Origin of the sequence: Salmonella sp. SA15303, assembly GCF_029962125.1 — a bacterium.
GTDB lineage: Bacteria > Pseudomonadota > Gammaproteobacteria > Enterobacterales > Enterobacteriaceae > Salmonella > Salmonella enterica.
This window is the reverse complement of the sequence record NZ_CP123924.1, coordinates 380,078-403,192: the sequence shown is the minus strand read 5'-3', so window position 1 is coordinate 403,192 and position 23,115 is coordinate 380,078. Positions and strand designations below refer to the sequence as shown.

Annotated in this window: 22 protein-coding genes; 7 read left to right on the top strand and 15 right to left on the bottom strand. The window is 53.9% G+C overall.

Translation table 11 applies throughout. The annotated features are described in order from the left end of the window. Positions 1 to 59: 59 nt before the first annotated feature. Positions 60 to 518, bottom strand: coding sequence for an IS200/IS605-like element IS200F family transposase (gene tnpA, locus QEN31_RS01820; RefSeq protein WP_000502119.1), 459 nt, complete (start codon positions 516 to 518; stop codon positions 60 to 62). 313 nt (positions 519 to 831) lie between these two features. Between tnpA and QEN31_RS01815 the strand changes: the two genes are divergently transcribed. Next, entirely contained in the window at positions 832 to 1,002 is a 171-nt protein-coding gene (locus QEN31_RS01815) for a YhfL family protein (RefSeq protein WP_000472323.1), read from the top strand. A 144-nt stretch (positions 1,003 to 1,146) separates the two neighbouring features. Here the strand turns inward: QEN31_RS01815 and trpS are convergent, their stop codons facing one another. The 12 genes from trpS to QEN31_RS01755 form a co-directional block, all read right to left on the bottom strand. Beyond that, positions 1,147 to 2,151: a tryptophan--tRNA ligase gene (gene trpS / locus QEN31_RS01810; RefSeq protein WP_000165562.1), complete on the bottom strand. Its 1,005-nt coding sequence runs from the start codon at positions 2,149 to 2,151 to the stop codon at positions 1,147 to 1,149. Then, on the bottom strand, positions 2,144 to 2,902 hold the full coding sequence (gph, locus tag QEN31_RS01805; RefSeq protein WP_000359655.1) for a phosphoglycolate phosphatase: 759 nt from the start codon (positions 2,900 to 2,902) through the stop codon (positions 2,144 to 2,146). The genes trpS and gph overlap by 8 nt, the downstream gene beginning before the upstream one ends. Then, complete coding sequence (rpe, locus tag QEN31_RS01800; RefSeq protein WP_000816284.1) at positions 2,895 to 3,572, bottom strand: ribulose-phosphate 3-epimerase; 678 nt, start codon at positions 3,570 to 3,572, stop codon at positions 2,895 to 2,897. The genes gph and rpe overlap by 8 nt, the downstream gene beginning before the upstream one ends. 17 nt (positions 3,573 to 3,589) lie before the next feature. Then, a complete protein-coding gene (dam, locus tag QEN31_RS01795) occupies positions 3,590 to 4,426 on the bottom strand; it encodes an adenine-specific DNA-methyltransferase (RefSeq protein WP_000742132.1) in 837 nt (278 codons plus the stop codon). Positions 4,427 to 4,606: 180 nt separating this feature from the next. Next, complete coding sequence (gene damX, locus QEN31_RS01790; protein WP_000343156.1) at positions 4,607 to 5,884, bottom strand: cell division protein DamX; 1,278 nt, start codon at positions 5,882 to 5,884, stop codon at positions 4,607 to 4,609. A gap of 97 nt (positions 5,885 to 5,981) precedes the next feature. Next, positions 5,982 to 7,070 (bottom strand): 3-dehydroquinate synthase, encoded by a 1,089-nt coding sequence (gene aroB, locus QEN31_RS01785; protein WP_000439824.1) that lies wholly within the window; start codon positions 7,068 to 7,070, stop codon positions 5,982 to 5,984. A gap of 56 nt (positions 7,071 to 7,126) precedes the next feature. Then, entirely contained in the window at positions 7,127 to 7,648 is a 522-nt protein-coding gene (gene aroK / locus QEN31_RS01780) for a shikimate kinase AroK (RefSeq protein WP_000818621.1), read from the bottom strand. Between the two features lie 464 nt (positions 7,649 to 8,112). Then, positions 8,113 to 9,351 (bottom strand): DNA uptake porin HofQ, encoded by a 1,239-nt coding sequence (gene hofQ, locus QEN31_RS01775; protein WP_000832815.1) that lies wholly within the window; start codon positions 9,349 to 9,351, stop codon positions 8,113 to 8,115. Then, positions 9,266 to 9,667, bottom strand: a complete 402-nt coding sequence (locus QEN31_RS01770; protein WP_327258371.1) for a HofP DNA utilization family protein — start codon at positions 9,665 to 9,667, stop codon at positions 9,266 to 9,268. Before QEN31_RS01770 ends, hofQ begins: the two co-directional genes overlap by 86 nt. Then, positions 9,657 to 10,130: a HofO family protein gene (locus QEN31_RS01765; protein ID WP_000992487.1), complete on the bottom strand. Its 474-nt coding sequence runs from the start codon at positions 10,128 to 10,130 to the stop codon at positions 9,657 to 9,659. Before QEN31_RS01765 ends, QEN31_RS01770 begins: the two co-directional genes overlap by 11 nt. Continuing rightward, positions 10,114 to 10,653, bottom strand: a complete 540-nt coding sequence (locus tag QEN31_RS01760; protein ID WP_000951390.1) for a PilN domain-containing protein — start codon at positions 10,651 to 10,653, stop codon at positions 10,114 to 10,116. Before QEN31_RS01760 ends, QEN31_RS01765 begins: the two co-directional genes overlap by 17 nt. Further along, the gene (locus tag QEN31_RS01755; RefSeq protein ID WP_000874739.1) at positions 10,653 to 11,432 is read right to left on the bottom strand and encodes a hypothetical protein; all 780 of its coding nucleotides are present in this window, start codon (positions 11,430 to 11,432) and stop codon (positions 10,653 to 10,655) included. Before QEN31_RS01755 ends, QEN31_RS01760 begins: the two co-directional genes overlap by 1 nt. A gap of 120 nt (positions 11,433 to 11,552) precedes the next feature. On the opposite strand from QEN31_RS01755, the gene mrcA reads away from it, so the two are divergent. Then, positions 11,553 to 14,105: a peptidoglycan glycosyltransferase/peptidoglycan DD-transpeptidase MrcA gene (mrcA, locus tag QEN31_RS01750; RefSeq protein ID WP_174221831.1), complete on the top strand. Its 2,553-nt coding sequence runs from the start codon at positions 11,553 to 11,555 to the stop codon at positions 14,103 to 14,105. A gap of 95 nt (positions 14,106 to 14,200) precedes the next feature. Here mrcA and nudE read toward each other — a convergent pair whose 3' ends face one another. Next, entirely contained in the window at positions 14,201 to 14,764 is a 564-nt protein-coding gene (nudE, locus tag QEN31_RS01745) for an ADP compounds hydrolase NudE (protein ID WP_000045725.1), read from the bottom strand. Positions 14,765 to 15,086: 322 nt separating this feature from the next. Between nudE and igaA the strand changes: the two genes are divergently transcribed. The 4 genes from igaA (at position 15,087) to hslO (ending at position 19,267) form a co-directional block, all read left to right on the top strand. Then, the gene (gene igaA / locus QEN31_RS01740; protein WP_000104094.1) at positions 15,087 to 17,219 is read left to right on the top strand and encodes an intracellular growth attenuator protein IgaA; all 2,133 of its coding nucleotides are present in this window, start codon (positions 15,087 to 15,089) and stop codon (positions 17,217 to 17,219) included. Positions 17,220 to 17,283: 64 nt separating this feature from the next. Then, positions 17,284 to 17,952 (top strand): GMP/IMP nucleotidase, encoded by a 669-nt coding sequence (gene yrfG / locus QEN31_RS01735; RefSeq protein WP_001520508.1) that lies wholly within the window; start codon positions 17,284 to 17,286, stop codon positions 17,950 to 17,952. 10 nt (positions 17,953 to 17,962) lie between these two features. Continuing rightward, positions 17,963 to 18,364, top strand: a complete 402-nt coding sequence (hslR, locus tag QEN31_RS01730; RefSeq protein ID WP_000660723.1) for a ribosome-associated heat shock protein Hsp15 — start codon at positions 17,963 to 17,965, stop codon at positions 18,362 to 18,364. Positions 18,365 to 18,388: 24 nt separating this feature from the next. Further along, positions 18,389 to 19,267, top strand: a complete 879-nt coding sequence (gene hslO / locus QEN31_RS01725) for an Hsp33 family molecular chaperone HslO (RefSeq protein WP_001669339.1) — start codon at positions 18,389 to 18,391, stop codon at positions 19,265 to 19,267. 109 nt (positions 19,268 to 19,376) lie between these two features. On the opposite strand, the gene QEN31_RS01720 is transcribed toward hslO, so the two are convergent. Beyond that, positions 19,377 to 21,086, bottom strand: a complete 1,710-nt coding sequence (locus tag QEN31_RS01720) for a DUF4153 domain-containing protein (protein ID WP_000446437.1) — start codon at positions 21,084 to 21,086, stop codon at positions 19,377 to 19,379. 379 nt (positions 21,087 to 21,465) lie between these two features. On the opposite strand from QEN31_RS01720, the gene pckA reads away from it, so the two are divergent. Next, positions 21,466 to 23,085: a phosphoenolpyruvate carboxykinase (ATP) gene (gene pckA / locus QEN31_RS01715; protein WP_001265689.1), complete on the top strand. Its 1,620-nt coding sequence runs from the start codon at positions 21,466 to 21,468 to the stop codon at positions 23,083 to 23,085. Positions 23,086 to 23,115: the final 30 nt, after the last annotated feature.

The window sequence follows — 23,115 nt, the reverse complement described above, 5'->3', positions numbered from 1 at the left end:
CTCTCTTACCAGCCGCGCCCTAACAGGCGCATACGATCTGACATTTGCATCAAACTTCGTTACTTACGGCCCGTAAACGGGCTGCCCGGATACGGGATCGATAATTGCTCACCCATTTTATCCTCTTCAAGCTGGTGCTTTATGTAGTCCTGTATCTTCGCCGTGTTCTTACCCACCGTATCGACATAGTACCCTCTGCACCAGAACTCCCTGTTCCTGTATTTGAATTTTAGATCCCCAAACTGCTCGTAAAGCATCAGACTACTTTTACCCTTCAGATATCCCATGAAACTCGACACACTCATCTTCGGCGGGATCTCCAGAAGCATGTGAATATGATCTGCACAACATTCTGCTTCCAGAATTCGTACGTTTTTCCATTCACACAATTTTCTTAATATGCTGCCTACTGCCCTACGCTTCTCTCCATAGAACGCTTGTCTTCGGTATTTGGGCGCGAAAACTATGTGATATTTACAGTTCCATCGGGTGTGCGCTAAGCTCTTTTCGTCCCCCATTGGGACCCCCTTTTGATTTCTTGTTGAACTTTTGCAGTTGCCAGACCGCAAGATGTTTTAACAAATCAAAAGGGGTTTTAATAACTGGCTTAAAGCTGAAAGCTTTCCGGAACCCCCAGCCTAGCTGGGGGTTTTCCATAGACAATAAAGGCCGCTTATTATTAAGCGGCCTTTTTAAATCATATCCCCTGGTAAAGATAAAGTCCTTATTTGGACTACCTGGATGATTCATTAATTGCTATCGTACTATACGCTAAATAGATCTTATATTTATTCCACCAGTAGTGCTCGTTTTATCAACAAGGATTTTGAAATGTTTAAATTTGTAAAAATTGCCGTTGTGGCAGGGGTTCTGGCGACGCTCACTGCTTGTACTGGTCATATCGAAAACAAAAAAAATAACTGCAGCTACGATTATTTGCTGCACCCTGCAATTTCTATTTCTAAAATTATTGGCGGTTGCGGCCCGGCTGCCGATCAATAATAGAAACGACTGCGCAGATACAAAAAAACCGGGATTTTCCCGGTTTTTTTACAGGTCTGATAAACGGTACGGCACAGGTGCCTTGTCCAACTTACGCTCGTTGGTAGGCCCGATAAGCTAGCGCCATCGGGCACGCAATAACCCTTACGGTTTCGCCACAAAGCCAATGGCTTCGTAAACGGCTTTCAGCGTTTCGGCCGCACGTGCGCTGGCTTTTTCCGCCCCGTCTTTCATCACCTTCTGCAAGAACGCTTCGTCGTTGCGGAAACGGTGATAGCGCTCCTGCAACTCAGACAACATTCCGGAAACCGCCTCCGCCACTTCGCCTTTCAAATGGCCATACATTTTACCTTCAAACTGTTTTTCCAGTTCAGGAATGCTCTGACCGGTCACGGCGGAAAGAATATCCAGCAGGTTAGAGACACCCGCTTTCTCTTTCACATCATAACGCACCACCGGCGGCTCGTCGGAGTCAGTGACCGCACGTTTGATTTTCTTCACTACCGATTTCGGATCTTCCAGCAAGCCGATCACGTTATTACGGTTATCGTCCGATTTGGACATTTTCTTTGTCGGCTCCAGCAGCGACATCACGCGCGCGCCGGATTTGGGAATAAACGGTTCCGGTACTTTGAAAATATCGCCATACAGCCCGTTAAAACGCTGGGCGATATCGCGGCTCAGTTCCAGATGCTGCTTCTGATCTTCGCCTACCGGCACCAGATTGGTTTGGTACAACAGAATGTCTGCCGCCATCAGCACCGGGTAATCAAACAGGCCGGCGTTAATGTTTTCCGCATAGCGCGCAGATTTATCTTTAAACTGCGTCATACGGCTCAGCTCGCCGAAATAGGTATAGCAGTTCAGCGCCCAGCCAAGCTGCGCATGTTCCGGCACATGGGACTGAACGAAAATAGTGCTCTTTTCAGGATCAATACCACATGCCAGGTACAGCGCCAGCGTATCCAGCGTCGCTTTACGTAGCTGCTGCGCGTCCTGACGCACGGTAATAGCATGTTGGTCTACGATGCAGTAGATGCAATGATAGTCATCCTGCATGTTTACCCACTGACGCAATGCCCCCATATAGTTGCCAATGGTCAATTCACCTGAGGGCTGTGCGCCACTAAAAACGATGGGCTTAGTCATTTTTTATTTCCTGGTTATCGCTATGCGGAAGCCCAAGTGCGGGCAAAAGATCGTTAAAACTGTCATAAATGACGTCCGGCTCGCTAAGAGCGATCGCTTCGCCATAATTGTAGCCGTATGTCAGGCCAACCGAAGGGCAGCCCGCCGCTTTTGCAGCCTGAATATCATTACGCGAATCGCCGACAAAAAGCATCTGCTCCGGCATCATGCCCAGCCGGCTTGCCACCAGCAACAGCGGCTCCGGATGCGGCTTCTTATTTTGCACATCATCGCCGCCGATAACCACACTAAAGTATTTGGCGATATCAAGCGATTCCAGCAACGGCGCGACGAACGGCGTCGGCTTATTCGTCACCAGACCTAATGACAATCCGCTGGCGTGCAGCGCGCCCAGCGTGTCGGCGACATGGGGAAATAAAACGGTGCCCTCTTCCGCCACTTCGCCATAATACCTGTCGAACAGCTTACGCAGAATACGTACCTGTTCCTCGGCAGGAATATCTTCATCAACGGGCGGTTTACCCATCGTCTTACGCAGCGTGGCGCGCTCCTCGCGAGCCCAGGTCAGCGCGCGTTCCATCAATACGTCTGCGCCGTTACCAATCCAGGTAATCACGCGCTCCTCGCCCGCGACCGGCAGTTCCAGCGCATACAGCGCCATATCCACCGCCGCGGCAAGACCCGGCGCGCTATCCACCAGCGTGCCGTCAAGATCAAAGGCGACGCCCCGAATATTCTGCAACTTATCCATGAGTTACCTTTGCCAGCTCACTGCGCATTTCATCAATCACTTTTTTATAGTCGGGTTTATCGAAAATTGCCGACCCCGCAACAAACATGTCCGCACCTGCTGCGGCGATCTCGCCGATATTGTTCACCTTCACGCCGCCGTCCACTTCCAGGCGAATGTCGTAACCGGACGCATCAATGCGGCGACGCACTTCGCGCAGTTTATCCAGCGTCTGCGGAATAAAAGACTGGCCGCCGAAGCCTGGGTTCACGGACATCAGCAGGATCACATCCAGTTTGTCCATGACGTAATCGAGATAACTGAGCGGCGTTGCCGGGTTGAATACCAGCCCCGCTTTACAGCCGTGTTCTTTAATCAGCTGTAGCGTGCGGTCAACATGTTCGGAGGCTTCCGGGTGAAAGGTAATGATGCTCGCGCCAGCGGCGGCAAAGTCGGGCACGATACGGTCGACTGGCTTGACCATCAGGTGGACATCAATAGGCGCGGTAATACCGTACTGACGCAGGGATTTCAGCACCATCGGGCCGATAGTCAGGTTCGGCACATAGTGATTATCCATGACGTCAAAGTGTACAACATCAGCACCGGCAGCCAGCGCTTTGGCGGTGTCTTCACCCAGGCGAGCAAAATCAGCCGACAGAATTGAGGGGGCAATCAAATACTGTTTCATCCGCTTCTCCTTGAGAATTATTTTCTTGCAGGCGTTGCGACTCCTGGTTGGTACAGAGCCAGCAGTTCGTCCACCTTTTTACGTGTGCCGCCGTTGCTGCTTATACTGCGTCTAACTTTGACGACATGCAATTTTGCGAGTTGATACCACTCGCGTGTGAGCGCCGTATCATGGTTGGAAATGAGCACCGGTATCCGGTTACTGACCAGATTCTCAGCGATTTCCGCCAGATGCGCTTGTTGCGTCAGGCTAAAACTATTGGTGTGATACGCTGTGAAGTTAGCCGTGGCGGACAACGGCGCATAAGGCGGATCGCAATAGACCACCGACGACTTGTCCGCACGCGCCATACTGTCTGCGTATGACTCACAGTAAAAGAACGCATTCTGCGCTTTTTCTGCAAAGTGGTACAACTCCGCTTCCGGGAAGTAAGGTCTTTTATAACGACCAAACGGTACATTAAATTCCCCGCGTAAGTTATAGCGACAGAGTCCGTTATAACCGTAGCGGTTCAGATATAAAAACAGTACCGCCCGACGAAAGGGGTCCTGGCAGGTGTTGAACTCCTCGCGGAGTTGGTAATAGACCTCAGCCTGGTTAGTTTCAGGCATAAACAGCTCGCGCGAAGCCTGTACATACTCGTCAGTACGTAACTTCACGATGTTATAGAGGCTAATAAGGTCGCTGTTGATATCGGCGAGGATATAACGAGAAAAGTCGGTGTTAAGAAACACCGATCCGGCACCCACAAAAGGTTCGACAAGGCACTCGCCTTTTGGCAAATGTCGTTTGATATCATCAAGCAGAGGGTATTTTCCCCCTGCCCACTTCAAAAAAGCGCGATTTTTTTTCATGCTGACTAACTAATTACACCTTCTCCGGCTGTGGAGAAAGCTCCGACAGCATCCTGCGCTTTAGGCTGTGCCGCGTTGCTTTACGGCGCATTTGACGGTAGCAAATGCGCCCCTCGCGCCTGTCCTGAACAAAAATAGCTGTCAGCGACACTCACAGGCAATTGCAGGACACAGCCTGGATTATTTCAGATCGGCCTGAACCTGATGCAACGGTTTTGCCCACGGGTTTTTCGCCTGCACATCGGCAGGTAAGGTGGACACCGCACGTTTAGCATCTTCTTTCGAAGCATACATCCCCGTTACCAGCACATACCACGGTTGTCCATTACGCGTCGTCTCGTATACCACATAATTTTTCAGGTTCTCTTTCTTCGCCCAACCGTTCAGGTTGTCGTAATTTGAAGAACTACTGAGCTGCAATGTGTAGTGGCTGGATGGCGCGCTCTTTAATGCGCCAACGTTGCCGGCGCTTTTCCCGCCGCCTGCGACAGGCGTCGTCGAGGCTTGCGCTGGCTTCGCGGTTTGTACCGGCGCAGCGCTTGCCGTCGCTGTCGGCGCAGCCGTCGTGGTGGTCGCTTTCGGCGTCGCGGCTGGCGCTGCCGGTTCCGTGCGTTTCACTGGCGCGACCGGTTTCTTCGGTTCCGCAGTGGTGGTTTTCGCCGTGGTCTGCGGTTTCTTAGGTTCAATGACGGCCTGTTTACGTTCCGGACGCGTGGTATGACGCTCGGCAGGTTCGCTAACCGCCGCCTGACGCGTCGTGCTGCCATTGCGAACTGGCGCGACGGTTGCAGGCTCTGTCGGCAACGTAGAGTTCACCGCAACATTGTTCATCTGCTCTGGATTCTGCGTCAGCGCATTATTCAGATCGCCCTGCACTTCCACGCGCTGCTGACCGTCAGCGACCACAGGCGACTGTCCCTGCGTCGGCGTTGAAGAAATCGGCGGCAACGAAATATCCTGCGACGTATTGCCCGCGGTTTGTTCTGCGGAGGTGGCGCCCGGCGCAGGCTGGGTCGCATTCGCCTGGTCGGCGGCGTTACCGGAAAGATCGATACTCTTTTCGCCAGAGGCCGACGGCTCGCTGGAAGACGTTGAGGGGGCTTTCAGCGCGGAGCCGATACCGATAATCAACAGCAGCAGCACCAGTACGCCAACGCCCATCATCATGTACTGACGAGAGGCTGGCTTATGGGCCGCTTTTTTACGCTTACGTGGGCGGCGTTCAACACGCTCTTCGTCCACCGTATCGTCTTCATCGGATTCGTACTCTTCTTCAACTTCAGGTTCTTCACTACGCGCTTTACGCGTACGCGTCGGACGGCGATCGTCGGCATCCAGATCAACGTCATCAAAGTTGATCTGCGGTTCACTATCGCGTTCTGAAGATTGACGAGAACGACCAGTACGACGATCGCTGGGATCGGGTTTCAGCTCGTCTTCTGGTTTGAATTCATCCATTTAACACCCCACTCAAAGGTTAATGCTTACGACATTGCACATAACCTGAAGCTAAAAGACTGACAGCTACGCAATATCAGTCTGACCTTTCTTGTTGTTACGCCTGCTGACAGTCAGCAATCGCGCTAAGAACGACTTCGTGCGACACTCCGCCGCGCACTTCACTTTTCCCTATGGCCAGCGGAAGCACTAAACGCAGCTCCCCCGCTAACACTTTTTTATCTCGCAGCATGTGCGGCAAATAGTCCTGCGCGGACATCTCGCAAGGGCCATTGACTGGCAACCCGGCCCGTTCGAGTAGCGCGATGATGCGCTGCGTATCAGCAGAACTGAACTGCCCCAAACGCTCGGATGCGCGCGCAGCCATCACTATACCTGCGGCAACGGCTTCACCATGTAACCAATTGCCATATCCCATTTCCGCTTCAATGGCGTGGCCAAAGGTATGTCCAAGATTCAGTAAAGCACGTAAGCCCGCTTCACGCTCGTCGGCGGCAACAACTTCGGCTTTCAGCTCGCAACAACGGCGAATACAGTACGCCATCGCCGGGCCGTCCAGACGCAATAGCGCATCCAGATTACCCTCAAGCCAGGTGAAGAAGTCTGCGTCGAGTATAATGCCGTATTTGATCACCTCTGCCAGCCCCGATGCCAGTTCGCGTGCGGGAAGCGTTTTCAGGCAATCAAGATCGACAACCACAGAAGCGGGTTGGTAAAACGCGCCAATCATGTTTTTGCCAAGGGGATGGTTGACGGCGGTTTTCCCGCCCACGGAAGAATCAACCTGCGACAGTAAGGTAGTTGGTACCTGGATGAAACGTACGCCTCGCTGGTAGCTGGCCGCCGCAAAACCGGTGAGATCGCCAATCACGCCGCCGCCAAGCGCGACCAGAGTGGTATCACGACCATGCGGTTTTTTCAGTAACGCCGTAAACACCGTATCCAGCACCGTCAGGCTCTTATACTGCTCGCCGTCAGGAAGAATCACGCTGTCTACGTTAACGCCCGCCCGTTCGAGTACGCCGCGAACCTTGTCCAGATAAAGCGGCGCCAGGGTTTCGTTGGTCACTAACATGACCTGATCGCCTGATTTCAGCGGCAAGAATGAAGCTGGTTCGTTAAACAAACCAGCCGCGATGGTGATCGGGTAACTACGTTCCCCGAGAGTGACTGTAATCCTCTCCATGACGAGACATCCACCTTAGTTACTTGTGCCCGCTTACCCAGCGTATTCTGCTTGAATTAGTTGCTTTCCAGCATATGAATAATCTGGTTTGCCACAACCTTAGCGCTTTGATCGTCGGTGCGAATGGTGACGTCGGCAATCTCTTCGTACAGCGGATTGCGTTCGTTAGCCAGCGCTTCCAGAACTTCGCGAGGCGGTGCTTCAACCTGCAACAGCGGGCGTTTTTTATCACGCTGCGTGCGCGCCAGTTGTTTTTCGATGGTCGTTTCAAGGTAGACCACGACGCCACGCGCGGAGAGACGGTTACGCGTTTCACGCGATTTTACAGAGCCACCGCCGGTTGCCAGCACAATACCCTGTTTTTCCGTCAATTCGTTGATAACTTTTTCTTCACGATTACGGAAGCCGTCTTCACCTTCAACATCGAAGACCCAGCCCACATCAGCTCCGGTTCGTTTCTCAATCTCTTGATCAGAATCGTAAAATTCCATATTGAGTTGTTGAGCTAACTGGCGCCCAATAGTGCTTTTTCCGGCACCCATAGGCCCAACCAGAAAGATATTGCGTTTCTCTGCCATTTTTTCGGTACTACTAAGACTATTCGTTAATGGTAAACCCGCTTCACAGACACCCAGCGCAGCAGGACATGAACTGAAACCTCATAAGATATTGCGAGAGTCAGACTGAAAATTATCTCAATACTCAAGCGGGTTTGGCAACTGAATAAATCACCAAGCCTGATTGTTGCAAAACCCGAGTTAGCGTTGCCGAATGGCGACCAGAACAACATATCCGGCCTACAAATTGCTCTACTTTCAAACAATTGTGCGCAATCCGCAGAACCAATACGTCTGCATCAGCGGACATTCAGCCGTTTATCATCGGTCTTATGCACACCTTCGGCAAGGCAAAGCGCATTAATCAATGCGTAAGCAACGAAAAGCACGACTCTCAAATCGGTACTCCTTGTATGCTAAATACATCCGCACGTCAAATCCCGCAGATGCGTTCAGTGCAAAAACAGCGCTTTTTTATGCATAAATTATTCTGTCGCCACCAGTCTGGGGGTGATAAACACCACTAATTCGCGTCGCTCGTCCTCTTTACCGTCATGGCGGAAGAGCTGACCAAGCCAGGGAATATCCCCCAACAGCGGCACGCTATCGCTACCCGATTTATTTTTTCGCGAAAAAATACCGCCCAGCGCCAGCGTCTCGCCGCTTTTTACCTCTACCTGCGTTTCAATTTCCTGTTTATCTATCGCCAGCACTTCGCCGTCAGCCTGTTGTAGTACCTGACCGGGGACATTCTGGCTGATATGTAACTTCAGGCGGATGCGCCCTTTTTGCAAAACGGTGGGCGTCACCTCCATTCCCAGCACCGCTTCTTTAAATTCCACGGAGGTCGCGCCGCTTTCGCCGCTGGAAACCTGATAAGGAATTTCGCTGCCTTGCTTGATACTGGCTGGCTGCAGATGGGAAGCCAGCAGCCGGGGGCTGGCGATAATATCCAACTGCTGCTTTTGCTCCAGCGCTGACAGCTCCAGATCCAGCAAGCGTCCGTTAATGCGCCCGATGTTAAACCCGACGCGTGAGGTGGCGGCGGCGACAGATAAATCACTGGAAAGCGTCGTCACGTCACCCACCGAGCCCGCTTGCGTCGCGTCAGCCAGCGTCCACTTTACGCCCAGTTCCCGTAGACTCTTTTCGTTAATGGTAACGATATGCGCCGCCAGCTCCACCTGCGCCACCGGCAGATCCATTTGCGATACCCATTTTTCCAGCTCCGCAAGGGCCGCGCGGTTATCGCGCAACAGCAGGCGGTTGGTGCGCTTATCTACCATGATGGTTCCCTTCGCGCTCAGGAGTTTCTCGCCCGCTTTCGCCAGTTCGCCGGCATCGGCGTATTGCAGGTTAATGCTGCGGTTTTCCAGCGGTAAATTAGCCTGAAGCCTTAACCGCTCGGCATCCTGCCGCGCACTGTATTCTTTCTGCCAGGCCTGTGAATGAACATGGAGAATATTCCCCTCCTGACGCAGCACCAGCCCCGCGCTATTGACCACCGTCTGTAGCGCCTGTTTCCACGGCACATCCGTCAGATGTAGCGATAATGTCCCGCTGACGTCCGGCGACACCACCAGATTCTGCCGCTCCTGCTCGGCTAAAGTCTGCAAAACCTGCACCACAGGGACGTCGTCAACCACCAGCGTCACTTTCGCCGCTTTTCCCGCCTGCGCGGCGGGCATCAAGGCTATCAGTATTATGGCTATCCATCGCTTCATTGTCCGCTCCCTGACGTAGCCACCGCCACTGCGGCGGCGCACAATTTTTACCGGTCGTTAACGTTAAGGCTTCCGCCGTCAGGCGGACAATCGTCCAACCGTTTTCCAGCGTCTGCCCTTCTTCCACTCGTCGCCATTTTTGCTGGCTGTCTTTAAGAATGCCTGTCCATCGCTCGCCTTTACGCACCGCGCCCTGATACCGCCACTGCGAGAGTTCCGCTATCCGGCAGCGATCTTCCTGCGGGCGGAAGGGATCGCGCATTCCCGTCAACGTCAGCAAACAAAAACAGAGCAATACACCGCGGCTAGCCTTCATTCGCCAGGCGCTCCAGTTGCAGCGTCATCAATAATTCCGCCCCCTCTTTACGCAATGAAAACCGACTTACGCTCATCTCGCTTTCGGCCAACCGGACAAACAGCGACGGCACCGCATCCCAGGACGTTTTCAGCGCCATTTCTCCCCCCTGCGCCGATGGCTGCCAGTGCAGCAAACGCAGGGGAGGCGCCTGGAAATCTAACGGCGAAAAAGGACGCGGATTTTCCACGGTGCGCCCGAACAGCGGTTCAGCCGCGACGCTCAGACGGCGCAGATGACGCCACTGTTGCCGGGCGGCCTCGCGCTGCTGGCTTAACCGCGTTTGTTGCGTATGCAGCGTCTTCCAGCCGGGGTAGCCCACAGATAACGCAACCGTCAGCGTCAGGCACAGCACGCCTGCACACCAACAAAAAACCCGACCACGGCGCGACATCCCGTACCAGATATCAAAGAGCGCGTTCACGGGCGGCGCTCCTCGTTAACTGATAATGGAACTGCCAGCGCCCTTGCGCATCCTGCCGCGTGGCGCCCGTGCGGTTTAGCGGAAAACTGACATAGTGACGAAGCGATGTCTCAAGCGTGAGCAGGGCGTCAAACGTTCTCGCCAGCCCTTCCAGCTCTAGCGTCTCTTGCTGATAATTGAGGCTTGTCAGCCATGCCTGTTCTGGCAACAGGTTGGCAAGGTCAGTCAAGATAGATTGCCATGCTTGCGTCAGTTCACGCTGCGCCTGACGTTGTAATCGCGCCTGTTGCTGTCGCTGACGCTGCTGCAACTGCGGTATGTTCGCCGCAAGCGCCGTCGTGCGTCCGTTTTCCGCCGTCAGTAGCAGTTCATTAATCCTCCCCTCCTGCCAAAAAACCAACCGGGCGATCGTCGCGAGGCTTGCTATCAGCAGCAGGGACGCGCCCCATACCACGCACCACAGCCGCAGACGCGCTACGTAATGTTGGCGCCGCCAAGGGAGCAAATTGACAGAATGCGCCATCAGCGTATCTCCCCTATGGCTAAACCCAGCGCAATCGCAAAGCGATAACCGTCCGGCGGAACCGGCGGTTGGCGGACGGTTACGGCGCGCCAGGGGTCGAATTCGCCCTCGGCGCATAACGAAATATGTTCCGGCACGACGGATAATGTTGCGGCAAGGTCATGCAGCGTCGTCGCCTCGCGCGCCGATTTACGCCCCCACGCATAGCGCGTCGCCCACAGCCACTGGCTCTCATCGCGCCAGACCAGACATTGCCGCCCCGAAGGTATAAACGGCAGCAAGCGCTGTAACGCGCAGGCATCGGGCGTTACAGCAGCGATGCGCACATTGAGCGTTTGCGCCAGCGTTAACAGCGCTGAAATTTCTTTGCTTTGCACGGCGGTAACGTTGAACGCGGGGCTCAGCGCATCGTCCTGAAAGTCGAAACGCAATAAGTCCGGATCCATATCCAGCTCACGCGCCATCGTTTGTGAAAGCCATGCGACTTGCTCACGTTCCCGCAGACGCATCGGCGGATGTGGAAAAGCGCGTTGCAATGTCCGATTTGCGGGAAAAGAGAGATAAATACGGTGACGTAGCGGCAGCTCGCGGCTCCAGGGTCGCAGTACGTGAGCCAGCGATTGCGGGTCAGGAATCGTACCCTCTGCCGTGGAGGCGTTCATCAGCGGCAGTCGCCACCAACGTTGCAGGGACCAGCCCGATGCGCCGCGAATAACGGCGATGGCCAGCGCTTCATGCTGCTGAATATGCAATCCTATTTGCCAGGTTTTAAAAGCCATAACGGTCGATCTCCTTATCACCCGTCGCGTTAACGGGTATATCAATGCGTCTGGCTTGCCTTTATACTACCGCGCGTTTGTTTATAAACTGCCCAAATGACACTAAATGGGAAATCTCCAGTGAAGTTCGTAAAGTATTTATTGATCCTTGCAGTATGTTGCATCCTGCTGGGAGCAGGCTCGATTTATGGCCTTTATCGCTATATTGAGCCACAGCTACCTGACGTCGCGACATTGAAAGATGTGCGTTTGCAAATTCCGATGCAGGTTTACAGCGCGGATGGCGAACTTATCGCGCAATATGGCGAAAAACGTCGTATTCCCGTTACGCTCGATCAAATTCCGCCGGAAATGATCAACGCCTTTATCGCCACCGAAGATAGCCGCTTTTATGAGCATCACGGCATTGACCCGGTAGGTATTTTCCGTGCGGCCAGCGTCGCGCTCTTCTCCGGTCACGCATCGCAGGGAGCAAGTACCATTACCCAGCAACTGGCGCGAAACTTCTTCCTTAGCCCCGAACGCACGCTGATGCGCAAGATCAAGGAAGCGTTTCTGGCGATTCGTATTGAGCAGTTGCTGAATAAAAATGAGATCCTCGAACTCTATCTGAACAAGATCTATCTCGGCTACCGCGCCTATGGCGTTGGCGCGGCGGCACAGGTCTACTTTGGTAAGACGGTCGACCAGCTTAGTCTAAGCGAAATGGCGGTTATCGCCGGGCTACCGAAAGCGCCTTCTACCTTTAACCCGCTCTACTCGATGGATCGGGCGATAGCGCGCCGTAACGTAGTGCTTTCGCGAATGTTAAGCGAGGGATATATCACTCAGGCGCAGTACGATCAGGCACGTAGCGAACCTATCGACGCAAATTATCACGCGCCGGAAATCGCCTTCTCCGCGCCTTATCTGTCGGAAATGGTGCGCCAGGAAATGTATAACCGTTATGGCGAAAGCGCCTACGAAGATGGTTATCGTATTTACACGACCATCACCCGCAAAGTGCAGCAGGCCGCGCAACAGGCGGTGCGTAATAACGTGCTGGACTATGACATGCGCCACGGTTATCGCGGCCCGGCGAATGTGCTATGGAAAGTGGGCGAAACAGCGTGGGACAGTAAAAAAATTACCGATACGTTGAAAGCGTTGCCGACCTACGGACCGCTGCTTCCCGCCGTGGTCACCAGCGCTAATCCGCAAGAGGCGACCGCTGCGCTTGCCGACGGTACGTCCGTTTCGCTACATATGGAAGGAATGCGTTGGGCGCGACCTTACCGCTCGGATACACAGCAGGGGCCGACGCCGCGTAAAGTTACCGATGTCGTCCAGACAGGTCAGCAAATCTGGGTTCGTCAGGTGGATAACGACTGGTGGCTGGCGCAGGTACCGGAAGTGAACTCCGCGCTGGTTTCGCTTAACCCGCAAACAGGCGCGGTACTGGCGCTGGTCGGCGGTTTCGATTTTAATCAGAGTAAATTTAACCGCGCGACGCAAGCTTTGCGTCAGGTGGGGTCGAACATCAAACCGTTCCTCTACACCGCCGCAATGGATAAAGGGCTGACGCTCGCCAGTATGCTCAACGATGTGCCGATTTCCCGCTGGGACGCCGGGGCAGGTTCAGACTGGCGTCCGAAAAACTCCCCGCCGCAGTACGCCGGACCGATTCGTTTACGCCAGGGGCTGGGGCAGTCGAAAAACGTGGTGATGGTACGCGCCATGCGCGCCATGGGCGTCGACTATGCGGCGGAGTATCTGCAACGCTTCGGCTTCCCGGCGCAGAATATCGTGCATACCGAATCGCTGGCGCTGGGCTCCGCCTCCTTCACGCCGATGCAGGTTGCGCGCGGTTATGCGGTGATGGCGAACGGCGGTTTCCTGATCGACCCGTATTTCATCAGCAAGATTGAGAACGATCAGGGCGGCGTGATCTTCGAAGCGAAACCGAAAATCGCCTGCCCGGAGTGCGATATCCCGGTCATTTACGGCAATACGCAGAAATCCGACGTGCTGGAAAACACCAATGTGGAAGAGGTCGCGGTTTCGCAAGAGCAGCAAAACAGCGCCGTACCGATGCCTGAGCTGGAACAGGCAAACCAGTCGCTGGTCGCGCAAAACGGCACGCAGGAGTACGCGCCGCATGTGATCAATACGCCGCTGGCGTTTCTGATCAAAAGCGCGCTGAACACCAATATCTTCGGCGAACCCGGCTGGATGGGTACCGGCTGGCGTGCGGCGCGCGACCTTAAACGTCGCGATATCGGCGGCAAAACCGGTACGACCAACAGCTCGAAAGACGCATGGTTCTCTGGCTATGGTCCTGGCGTCGTCACTTCCGTATGGATCGGCTTTGACGATCACCGCCGTGATTTAGGCCGCACCACCGCTTCCGGCGCGATCAAAGATCAAATCTCCGGCTATGAGGGCGGCGCGAAGAGCGCGCAACCTGCATGGGACGCCTATATGAAAGCCGTGCTGGAAGGCGTGCCGGAACAGCCGCTAACGCCGCCGCCGGGCATCGTCACGGTGAATATCGACCGCAGTACCGGACAACTGGCGAGCGGCGGTAACAGCCGTGAAGAGTATTTCATCGAAGGCACGCAGCCGACACAACAGGCGGTACACGAGGTGGGAACTACCATTATTGATAATGGTGAAACACACGAACTGTTCTGATCAAAAAAGGCGCTCCGGCGCCTTTTTTATTGTGTTTAGCGGATGACGGCGAACGGGGAGACAAACTTTCCGTTGGCTTGATCAACGCCGCGCCATCAGGCAATTCGGCCCTGCGCTTTCAACCACTCGCGTACCAGAAACAGCGCGCTGACGTTGCGGGCCTCGTTAAAATCGGGGTCTTCCAGCAGATCCATTAAATGCGCCAGCGGCCAGCGAACCTGCGGCAATGGCTCAGGCTCGTCGCCTTCCAGCGACTCCGGATAGAGATCTTCCGCCACCACGATATTCATTTTGCTGGAAAAATAAGAGGGCGCCATGCTGAGTTTTTTTAAGAAGGTCAGGTTATGCGCGCCAAACCCGACCTCTTCTTTGAGCTCCCGGTTCGCCGCTTCAAAAACGGTCTCACCCGGGTCGATCAATCCTTTCGAGAAGCCCAGCTCATAGGATTCGGTTCCCACCGCATACTCACGAATAAGAATCAGATGCTCATCAACGATCGGCACAATCATTACCGCCTCACGGGTTGATGGTCGCATACGTTCATACACGCGACGCACGCCGTTGCTGAACTCCAGATCCACGCTTTCTACGTTAAACAGTCGGGATTGTGCGACGGTTTCCACTTTCAGAATGGTGGGTTTTTGTAATGATTTGCTCATTGTGAGAATCTTTGCAGTGTAATCTGTGGTCATTGTGCGACATACCGCACGGTTTCGGCAATGCGAATTGCCGTTTATTTACATTTATGTAACGTAATAAAAATTAATTCTTATTTCAAATTAAAAGTCAATAGGTTGAAATAACTCCAGGAATTTGCTGATATTCCGTTTTTGGTGGTATTGCTATGATTTGCCTTCACTGGGATGCGCTTTACAATGCTCAAGTTCAACTCCACGCTTGCCGATAGCCAACCACAGAAAAATGTTTATTGGACAGGGTGCGACTGACCACGCCTGACAGACTTAGTAAGATGGGGAAAGCATGAGCACCATTCTGATTTTTATAGCTGCTTTGCTGGCCTGCTCTCTACTGGCAATATGGCGGTTCCGGGTAAAGTCCAGACGAGGGAGCTTACCGTGGATCAGCGCCTTTCAGGACGCGCAAACGCGTAAACTGTTGCCCGAAGAGCGCAGCGCGGTAGAAAACTATCTCGATAACCTTAGCCAGATCCAGCAAGTTCCGGGGCCGACAGGCGCCAGTGCTGCGCCCATCTCACTGACGCTGAACGCGGAAAGCAACAGTGTCGTGATACTGACCCACTCCATCACCCGCTACGGCATTACCACTGACGATCCTAATAAATGGCGCTACTACCTCGACTCCGTCGAAGTCCATCTGCCGCCTTTCTGGGAACAGTACATCAATGATGAAAACAACGTTGAGCTGATCCTCACGGATACGCTGCCGCTGGTGATCTCTTTAAACGGCCATACGCTGCAAGAGTATATGCAGGAGTCGCGTGGCTACGCGCTACAGAATACGGCCTCTACGCAGGCGTCGATTCGCGGCGAAGAGAGCGAGCAGATTGAGCTGTTGAATATCCGTCAGGAGACCCACGAAGAATATGCGCTCAGCCGCCCGGCTGGCTTGCGCGAAGCGTTGTTAATCGTCGCCTCCTTTTTGTTATTCTTTTTCTGTCTGATAACGCCAGACGTTTTTGTACCGTGGATGATAGGCGGCGCTATCCTGCTGCTGGCAGCCGGACTTTGGGGGCTTTTTGCGCCGCCGTCGAAAAGCGCGCTGCGGGAAATTCACTGTCTGCGGGGAACGCCCCGCCGCTGGGGACTGTTTGGGGAGAATAATCAGGAGCAGATTAACAATATTTCGCTGGGCATCATCGACCTTATTTACCCTGCCCACTGGCAACCTTACATTACGCAGGATCTTGGGCAACAAACGGATATTGATATTTACCTTGATCGCCATGTCGCCCGCCAGGGCCGTTTTTTATCCCTGCATGATGAAGTGAAAAACTTCCCGTTGCAGCACTGGTTACGCAGCACTGTTATTGCTATCGGTTCGCTGCTGGTGTTGTTTATGCTGCTGTTCTGGATCCCGCTGGATATGCCAATCAAGTTCACGCTATCGTGGATGAAAGGCGCGCAAACCATTGAAGCGACAACGGTAAAACAGCTTGAAAAAGCTGGCGTGCGGGTGGGCGATACGCTGCACCTGAGCGGTAAAGGAATGTGTAATATTCATTCCGGCGCGACCTGGAGCGGCCAGTCTAACTCACCGTTTATGCCATTCGATTGCTCGCAAATCATCTGGAATGACGCGCCTGCGCTACCGCTGCCGGAATCAGACCTGGTGAATAAAGCGATGGCGCTAAGCCAGGCGGTAAATCGTCAGCTCCATCCAAAACCCGAAGACGACTCGCGTGTAAGCGCATCTTTACGCTCCGCGATCCAAAAATCGGGCATGGTATTATTAGATGACTTTGGCGATATTGTTCTGAAAACCGCTGATTTGTGCGCGGCGGAAGACGAGTGCGTGCGCCTGAAAAATGCGCTGGTTAATCTCGGTAACAGTAAGGACTGGAACGCGCTGGTGAAACGCGCGAACGCCGGCAAACTGGACGGCGTCAACGTGCTGCTACGCCCCGTAAGCGCAGAGTCGCTGGAAAATCTGGTCACGACCTCAACGGCGCCGTTTATTTCTCGCGAGACCGCGCGTGCCGCCCAGTCGCTGAATAGCCCCGCTCCCGGCGGATTCCTGATCGCCAGCGATGAAGGCAGCGAACTGGTTGATCAGACCTGGCCGTCAACGCCGCTGTATGACTATCCCGCGCAGGAACAGTGGAGCGCCTTCCAGCGTCTGGCGCAAACGCTCATGCAGACGCCATTTAGCGCCGAGGGCATTGTCACCAGCGTGTATACCGATGCCAACGGCACGCAGCATATCAGCCTGCATCGTATCCCCGATAAATCCGGCTGGTGGCGTTACCTCGGCACCACGCTGCTGATGCTGGCAATGATAGTGAGCGCGGTCTACAACGGCATTCAGGCGTTCAGGCGTTATCAACGCCACCGTACCCGTATGGCGGACATCCAGGAATACTATGAAAGCTGCCTCAATCCCAGGTTAACCGTCTCTCCGGAAAATCTCATCTGATAGCGCCGCCGTGCGACAGGGTATGCTACCCTGTCGCGCAAATTGCGTTACCCTGGAGTTCCCCATGCATATTGATATTGACTGGCAAAACGTGGATACCGTTTTGCTGGATATGGACGGCACGCTGCTCGATCTCGCGTTCGATAACTATTTCTGGCAAAAGCTGGTACCGGAAACCTACGGCGCGCAGCAGGGTATTTCGCCGCAGGACGCGCAGGAATATATTCGCCAGCAGTATCATGCCGTACAGCATACGCTAAACTGGTACTGTCTGGATTACTGGAGCGAGCGTCTGGGTCTGGATATTTGCGCCATGACGACGGCGCAAGGGCCGCGCGCCGTTTTGCGCGACGATACCGTACCGTTTCTGAATGCGTTAAAAGCCAGCGGAAAACGTCGGATTCTGCTCACCAATGCGCATCCACATAACCTGGCGGTGAAGCTGGAGCATACCGGTCTGGCCTCACACCTTGATTTATTACTTTCCACCCACACATTTGGTTATCCCAAAGAGGATCAGCGGTTATGGCGCGCTGTCACTGAGGAAACGGGAATAAGCGCAGAGAAAACGCTGTTTATCGATGACAGCGAACCGATTCTCGACGCCGCCGCCCGGTTTGGTATTCGCTACTGTCTTGGCGTGACGAATCCTGATTCCGGCCTGGCGGAAAAGCACTATACGCGCCATCCGTCCCTGAACGACTACCGCCGTCTGATCCCCTCGCTGATGTGAAGGAGACGCCATGAAAGAAAAGTCCTCCGTTGAGGTCAGACTGGATAAATGGCTGTGGGCCGCGCGTTTTTATAAAACCCGCGCGATGGCCCGCGAGATGATTGAAGGCGGTAAGGTGCATTACAACGGCCAGCGCAGTAAGCCGAGCAAAATCGTCGAGCTGAACGCAACCCTTACCCTGCGTCAGGGAAATGACGAACGGACGGTGATCGTTAAAGCCATCACCGAACAGCGCCGTCCGGCCAGCGAAGCCGTCGCTCTGTATGAAGAGACGGCGGAAAGCGTGGAAAAACGCGAAAAAATGGCGCAGGCGCGCAAGCTTAACGCCCTGACCATGCCGCATCCGGACAGGCGACCGGACAAGAAAGAGCGCCGCGACCTGTTACGATTTAAACACGGCGACAGCGAATAACTGTCACCCGCAAGAGAGATGATTATGCCGCAACATGACCAATTACATCGTTATCTGTTTGAAAACTTTGCCGTTCGCGGCGAGCTGGTAACCGTTTCGGAAACCTTGCAACAGATCCTCGACAATCATAACTATCCGCAGCCGGTGAAAACCGTACTGGCCGAACTGCTGGTCGCCACTAGCCTACTGACCGCGACGCTGAAGTTTGCTGGTGACATTACGGTACAGCTCCAGGGCGACGGGCCGTTAAGCCTGGCGGTGATCAATGGCAATAATCAGCAGCAGATGCGCGGCGTAGCTCGCGTTCAGGGCGATATCCCTGACAATGCGGATCTCAAAACGCTGGTTGGCAACGGCTATCTGGTGATCACCATTACGCCGGAAGAGGGTGAACGCTATCAGGGCGTGGTGGGTCTGGAAGGCGATACTCTGGCGGCGTGCCTGGAAGATTACTTCCTGCGCTCCGAGCAGTTGCCGACGCGCCTGTTTATCCGTACCGGCGATGTCGACGGTAAACCGGCGGCAGGTGGAATGTTGCTTCAGGTGATGCCGGCACAGAACGCGCAGGCGGAGGATTTCGACCATCTGGCTATGTTGACGGAAACCATTAAAAGCGAAGAGCTGCTGACGTTACCGGCAAATGACGTGCTGTGGCGTTTGTATCACGAAGAAGAAGTCACGCTCTACGATCCGCAAAATGTTGAATTCAAATGCACCTGTTCACGCGAACGTTGCGCGGGCGCGCTGAAAACATTGCCGGATGAAGAAGTGGACAGCATTCTGGCGGAAGAAGGCGAAATCGATATGCACTGCGATTACTGCGGCAATCATTACCTGTTCAATGCGATGGATATCGCGGAGATCCGTAACAACGCCTCTCCTGCCGATCCACAGGTTCATTAATCGCCTTTCAGTCGACAACATCATTGCCTGATGGCGCTCGCTTATCTGGCCTACAGCATCCCGCTCCGTAGGCCGGATAAGGCATTTATGCCGCCATCCGGCAAAAAGCTTACTCGTTGTAGTAATCCACATCCAACCGCTGACCATCAACAATGATATCGCGCCAGGCTTTGGGGGCTGAGTCTAACCGATGCCCGGCAATCGCGTGCAACAGTTGCGTCTTAGAAAACCCGTCCGGCAGTCGGGCGAACGCTTTCTGCGTCCATTTCCCCTCTTTTAAGCCGTAGACCTGGCTCTCGGCAACAATAAAGTTATACAGCACCTGCTCAGGCTGACCGTCGCCGTTAAGATCCTGACTCACCAGCACGCAGGCATCCGGTTCAAGGCAGGAATCGTCCGAATAACTCTGCTCTTTGACAAACGCCCAAAATGCGGCATCCGGCTTCTGGCTACCGGGCGCAATCATCACCACCCGCGCTAAATCGTCCGCCGTCGGAGAGACCTTATTTCTCTGCAAAAACGTCATCAGTTCACGATTGCGCTTTCTGTTCTGCGTAAACGCCTCGTCATCCCGCAACGATTTCAGCGCTTCCTGGCCAGGTTTGCCGCTGTGATCCAGCATATACAGGCTGATCTGATCCGCAGTAATTTTACCACTATGGTAACGCGCCATATGGCTGTTGACGCTAATACGCCAGACATCAAGTACAGGCGAGGCCAGCAACAGCAATATCACCAGCGTCAACAAAGAGACGCTCAGTATCACCTTGCCTTGCCACTCACCAGGGTCGCGTCCGCGGCGTAACAGACCGATCAGATAACCGAAGGACCATACCAGCAAGACAGACACCGTCAGCGCACCATACAGACGATCCGGCGTCCAACCGTATTGCTGAATGCGTACCCATAACGCCCAGCCCGCCAGCAGCATATATATCGGGGCAACGCACAGCGAGGCGCTAATCATGCCGCGTAGTACGCGCGGATAGGGTAATACGCGCTTTTGCGGTTCGTTGACAATCGCCACGAGGAGCAGCAGCATCAGCGTCAGCGTGGATAGCAGCCCCGCAGCGGAAACACGCGCAGAAATCGCCTCCAGTCCGGTAAAGGGTAACGTCACAATAAACAGCAATGCCAGCAGCGACACCACTGGCAGTAAACCCGTCGCGATCAGCGTCAGCAGCTTTTGCACCGCCGCCACAAGGCGCGACTGCGTGCGGGCGAGAATGACCGCCAGCGCCGTAATCAGGCCGATGGTCACATAAATAAAGGCTTCAGTTTCAAAGAAAAGGGTGCTGAAAAAGCGGATGCCCACCAGCCTGAATAGCGCGCTCCAGAGCAGAAGCACCAGCCAGAACAGTCCGTTAGCGACCAGGACGATAAACAATGTCAGTACGTTATGCCATAACCGCAGATAAAACTGGGGATAACGCGCCGAACCGGTTTGCGAATGTAACTGATATTGCATCCAGGGTAAGACCAGCATCGCCATCAACACAAGCCGGAGACCATACAGCCAGAGGAGCTCGGCCAGGCGCCATTTCTCCACCGTCTCAACCTGCCATTTCAGCCAGCCGCTCATTGCCAGCACGACCACAAAGATCAGCCCCAGCCAGCCCCACAGCGCGCGCTGTTTAAAAGAGACCACGGTAAGCAATAGCATTGACGACAACGCTATCGTCGCAGGCATACCATAGAACAGCCAGTCGCTATTTTGTGGTACCAGCCAGGCCATCAGCAGGTAGCACAAGACGCCCTGCAGCAAACCGGTGAGCAACATCCCCCAGCGAGTAGTATGTGAAAGCGCTACACTTTCCATGTCGTTATCCAGAATGATGAGAAAGCCGCATTATTGCACCATCTGTTCACCGCCAGGCGTCGTCATGCATAATTCAGAAAAAAACGCAGAGAGGTGAATCGATATTGTTAATGTTGGTGTTACGTAACTTTCTTACATGAATGCGATTACAGTCACATTATGTCGGTCAAAAACACTTCCTTTTAACGTTTTCAGAACATTTTCCACAACAAAAGTAGGTTTCCTGCCATAATAACCGCCGCTGCGTGACAGGAGTCACAGTGTTTTTCGTCAATCGTGATTTTGTCCAGATACGTAAATCTATGAGCCTTGTCGCGGTTAACCAACCTCAAAAAACCTTACTATTTTCGGTAATATATATTGGCTAAGGAGCAGTGATATGCGCGTTAACAATTTAACCCCGCAAGATCTCAAGGCTTATGGTATCAACGACGTCCAGGATATCGTTTACAATCCCAGCTACGACACCCTTTATCAGGAAGAACTTAATCCTGGTCTGGAAGGCTATGAGCGTGGCGTGTTAACTAACCTGGGCGCTGTTGCCGTTGATACCGGTATTTTTACCGGTCGTTCGCCTAAGGATAAGTATATTGTTCGCGACGACACCACGCGTGATACGCTGTGGTGGTCCGATAAGGGTAAAGGTAAAAACGATAATAAGCCGCTTTCCCAGGAAACCTGGCAACACCTGAAAGGTCTGGTGACGCATCAGCTTTCTGGTAAACGCTTATTCATTGTTGATGCGTTCTGCGGCGCAAATGCCGATACGCGTCTTTCCGTGCGCTTTATTACGGAAGTCGCCTGGCAGGCCCACTTCGTTAAAAATATGTTCATTCGCCCAACGGACGAAGAGCTGGTAGGCTTCAAACCTGACTTTATTGTCATGAACGGCGCGAAGTGCACCAACCCGCAGTGGAAAGAGCAAGGGCTGAACTCGGAAAACTTCGTGGCGTTCAACCTGACTGAACGTATTCAGCTTATTGGCGGCACCTGGTACGGCGGCGAAATGAAAAAAGGGATGTTCTCGGTAATGAACTACCTGCTGCCGCTCAAAGGTATCGCCTCAATGCACTGTTCCGCCAACGTGGGTGAAAAAGGCGATGTCGCGGTCTTCTTCGGCCTTTCCGGTACCGGAAAAACCACTCTCTCCACCGACCCGAAACGTCGTCTGATTGGCGATGATGAGCACGGTTGGGATGACGACGGCGTGTTCAATTTTGAAGGCGGCTGCTACGCCAAAACCATCAAACTGTCGAAAGAAGCGGAGCCAGAAATTTATCATGCGATTCGCCGTGATGCGCTGCTGGAAAACGTCACCGTGCGCGAAGACGGCACCGTTGATTTCGACGATGGTTCCAAAACCGAAAACACCCGCGTCTCTTACCCGATCTATCATATCGATAACATCGTTAAGCCCGTGTCCAAAGCAGGTCACGCCACCAAGGTTATCTTCCTGACGGCGGACGCCTTCGGCGTGTTGCCGCCGGTTTCCCGTTTAACCGCTAACCAGACGCAGTACCACTTCCTGTCAGGTTTCACCGCTAAACTGGCCGGCACCGAACGCGGCGTCACCGAACCGACCCCCACCTTCTCCGCCTGCTTCGGCGCCGCGTTCCTGACGCTGCACCCAACGCAGTATGCTGAGGTGCTGGTGAAACGTATGCAGGCAGCAGGCGCGCAGGCTTATCTGGTTAACACCGGCTGGAATGGCACCGGCAAACGTATCTCCATCAAAGATACGCGCGCAATTATCGACGCCATTCTGAACGGTTCTCTTGATAACGCGGAAACCTTCCGTCTGCCGCTGTTCGATCTGGCGATCCCGACTGAACTGCCAGGCGTGGATACCCACATTCTCGACCCGCGTAACACCTACGCGTCGCCGGAACAATGGCAGGAAAAAGCCACCGCGCTGGCGAAACTGTTCATTGAGAACTTCGAGAAGTATACGGATACCCCGGCAGGCGAAGCGCTGGTTAGCGCCGGACCGAAGCTGTAAGGAACAGGCCGGATGGCGGCTTTGAACGGC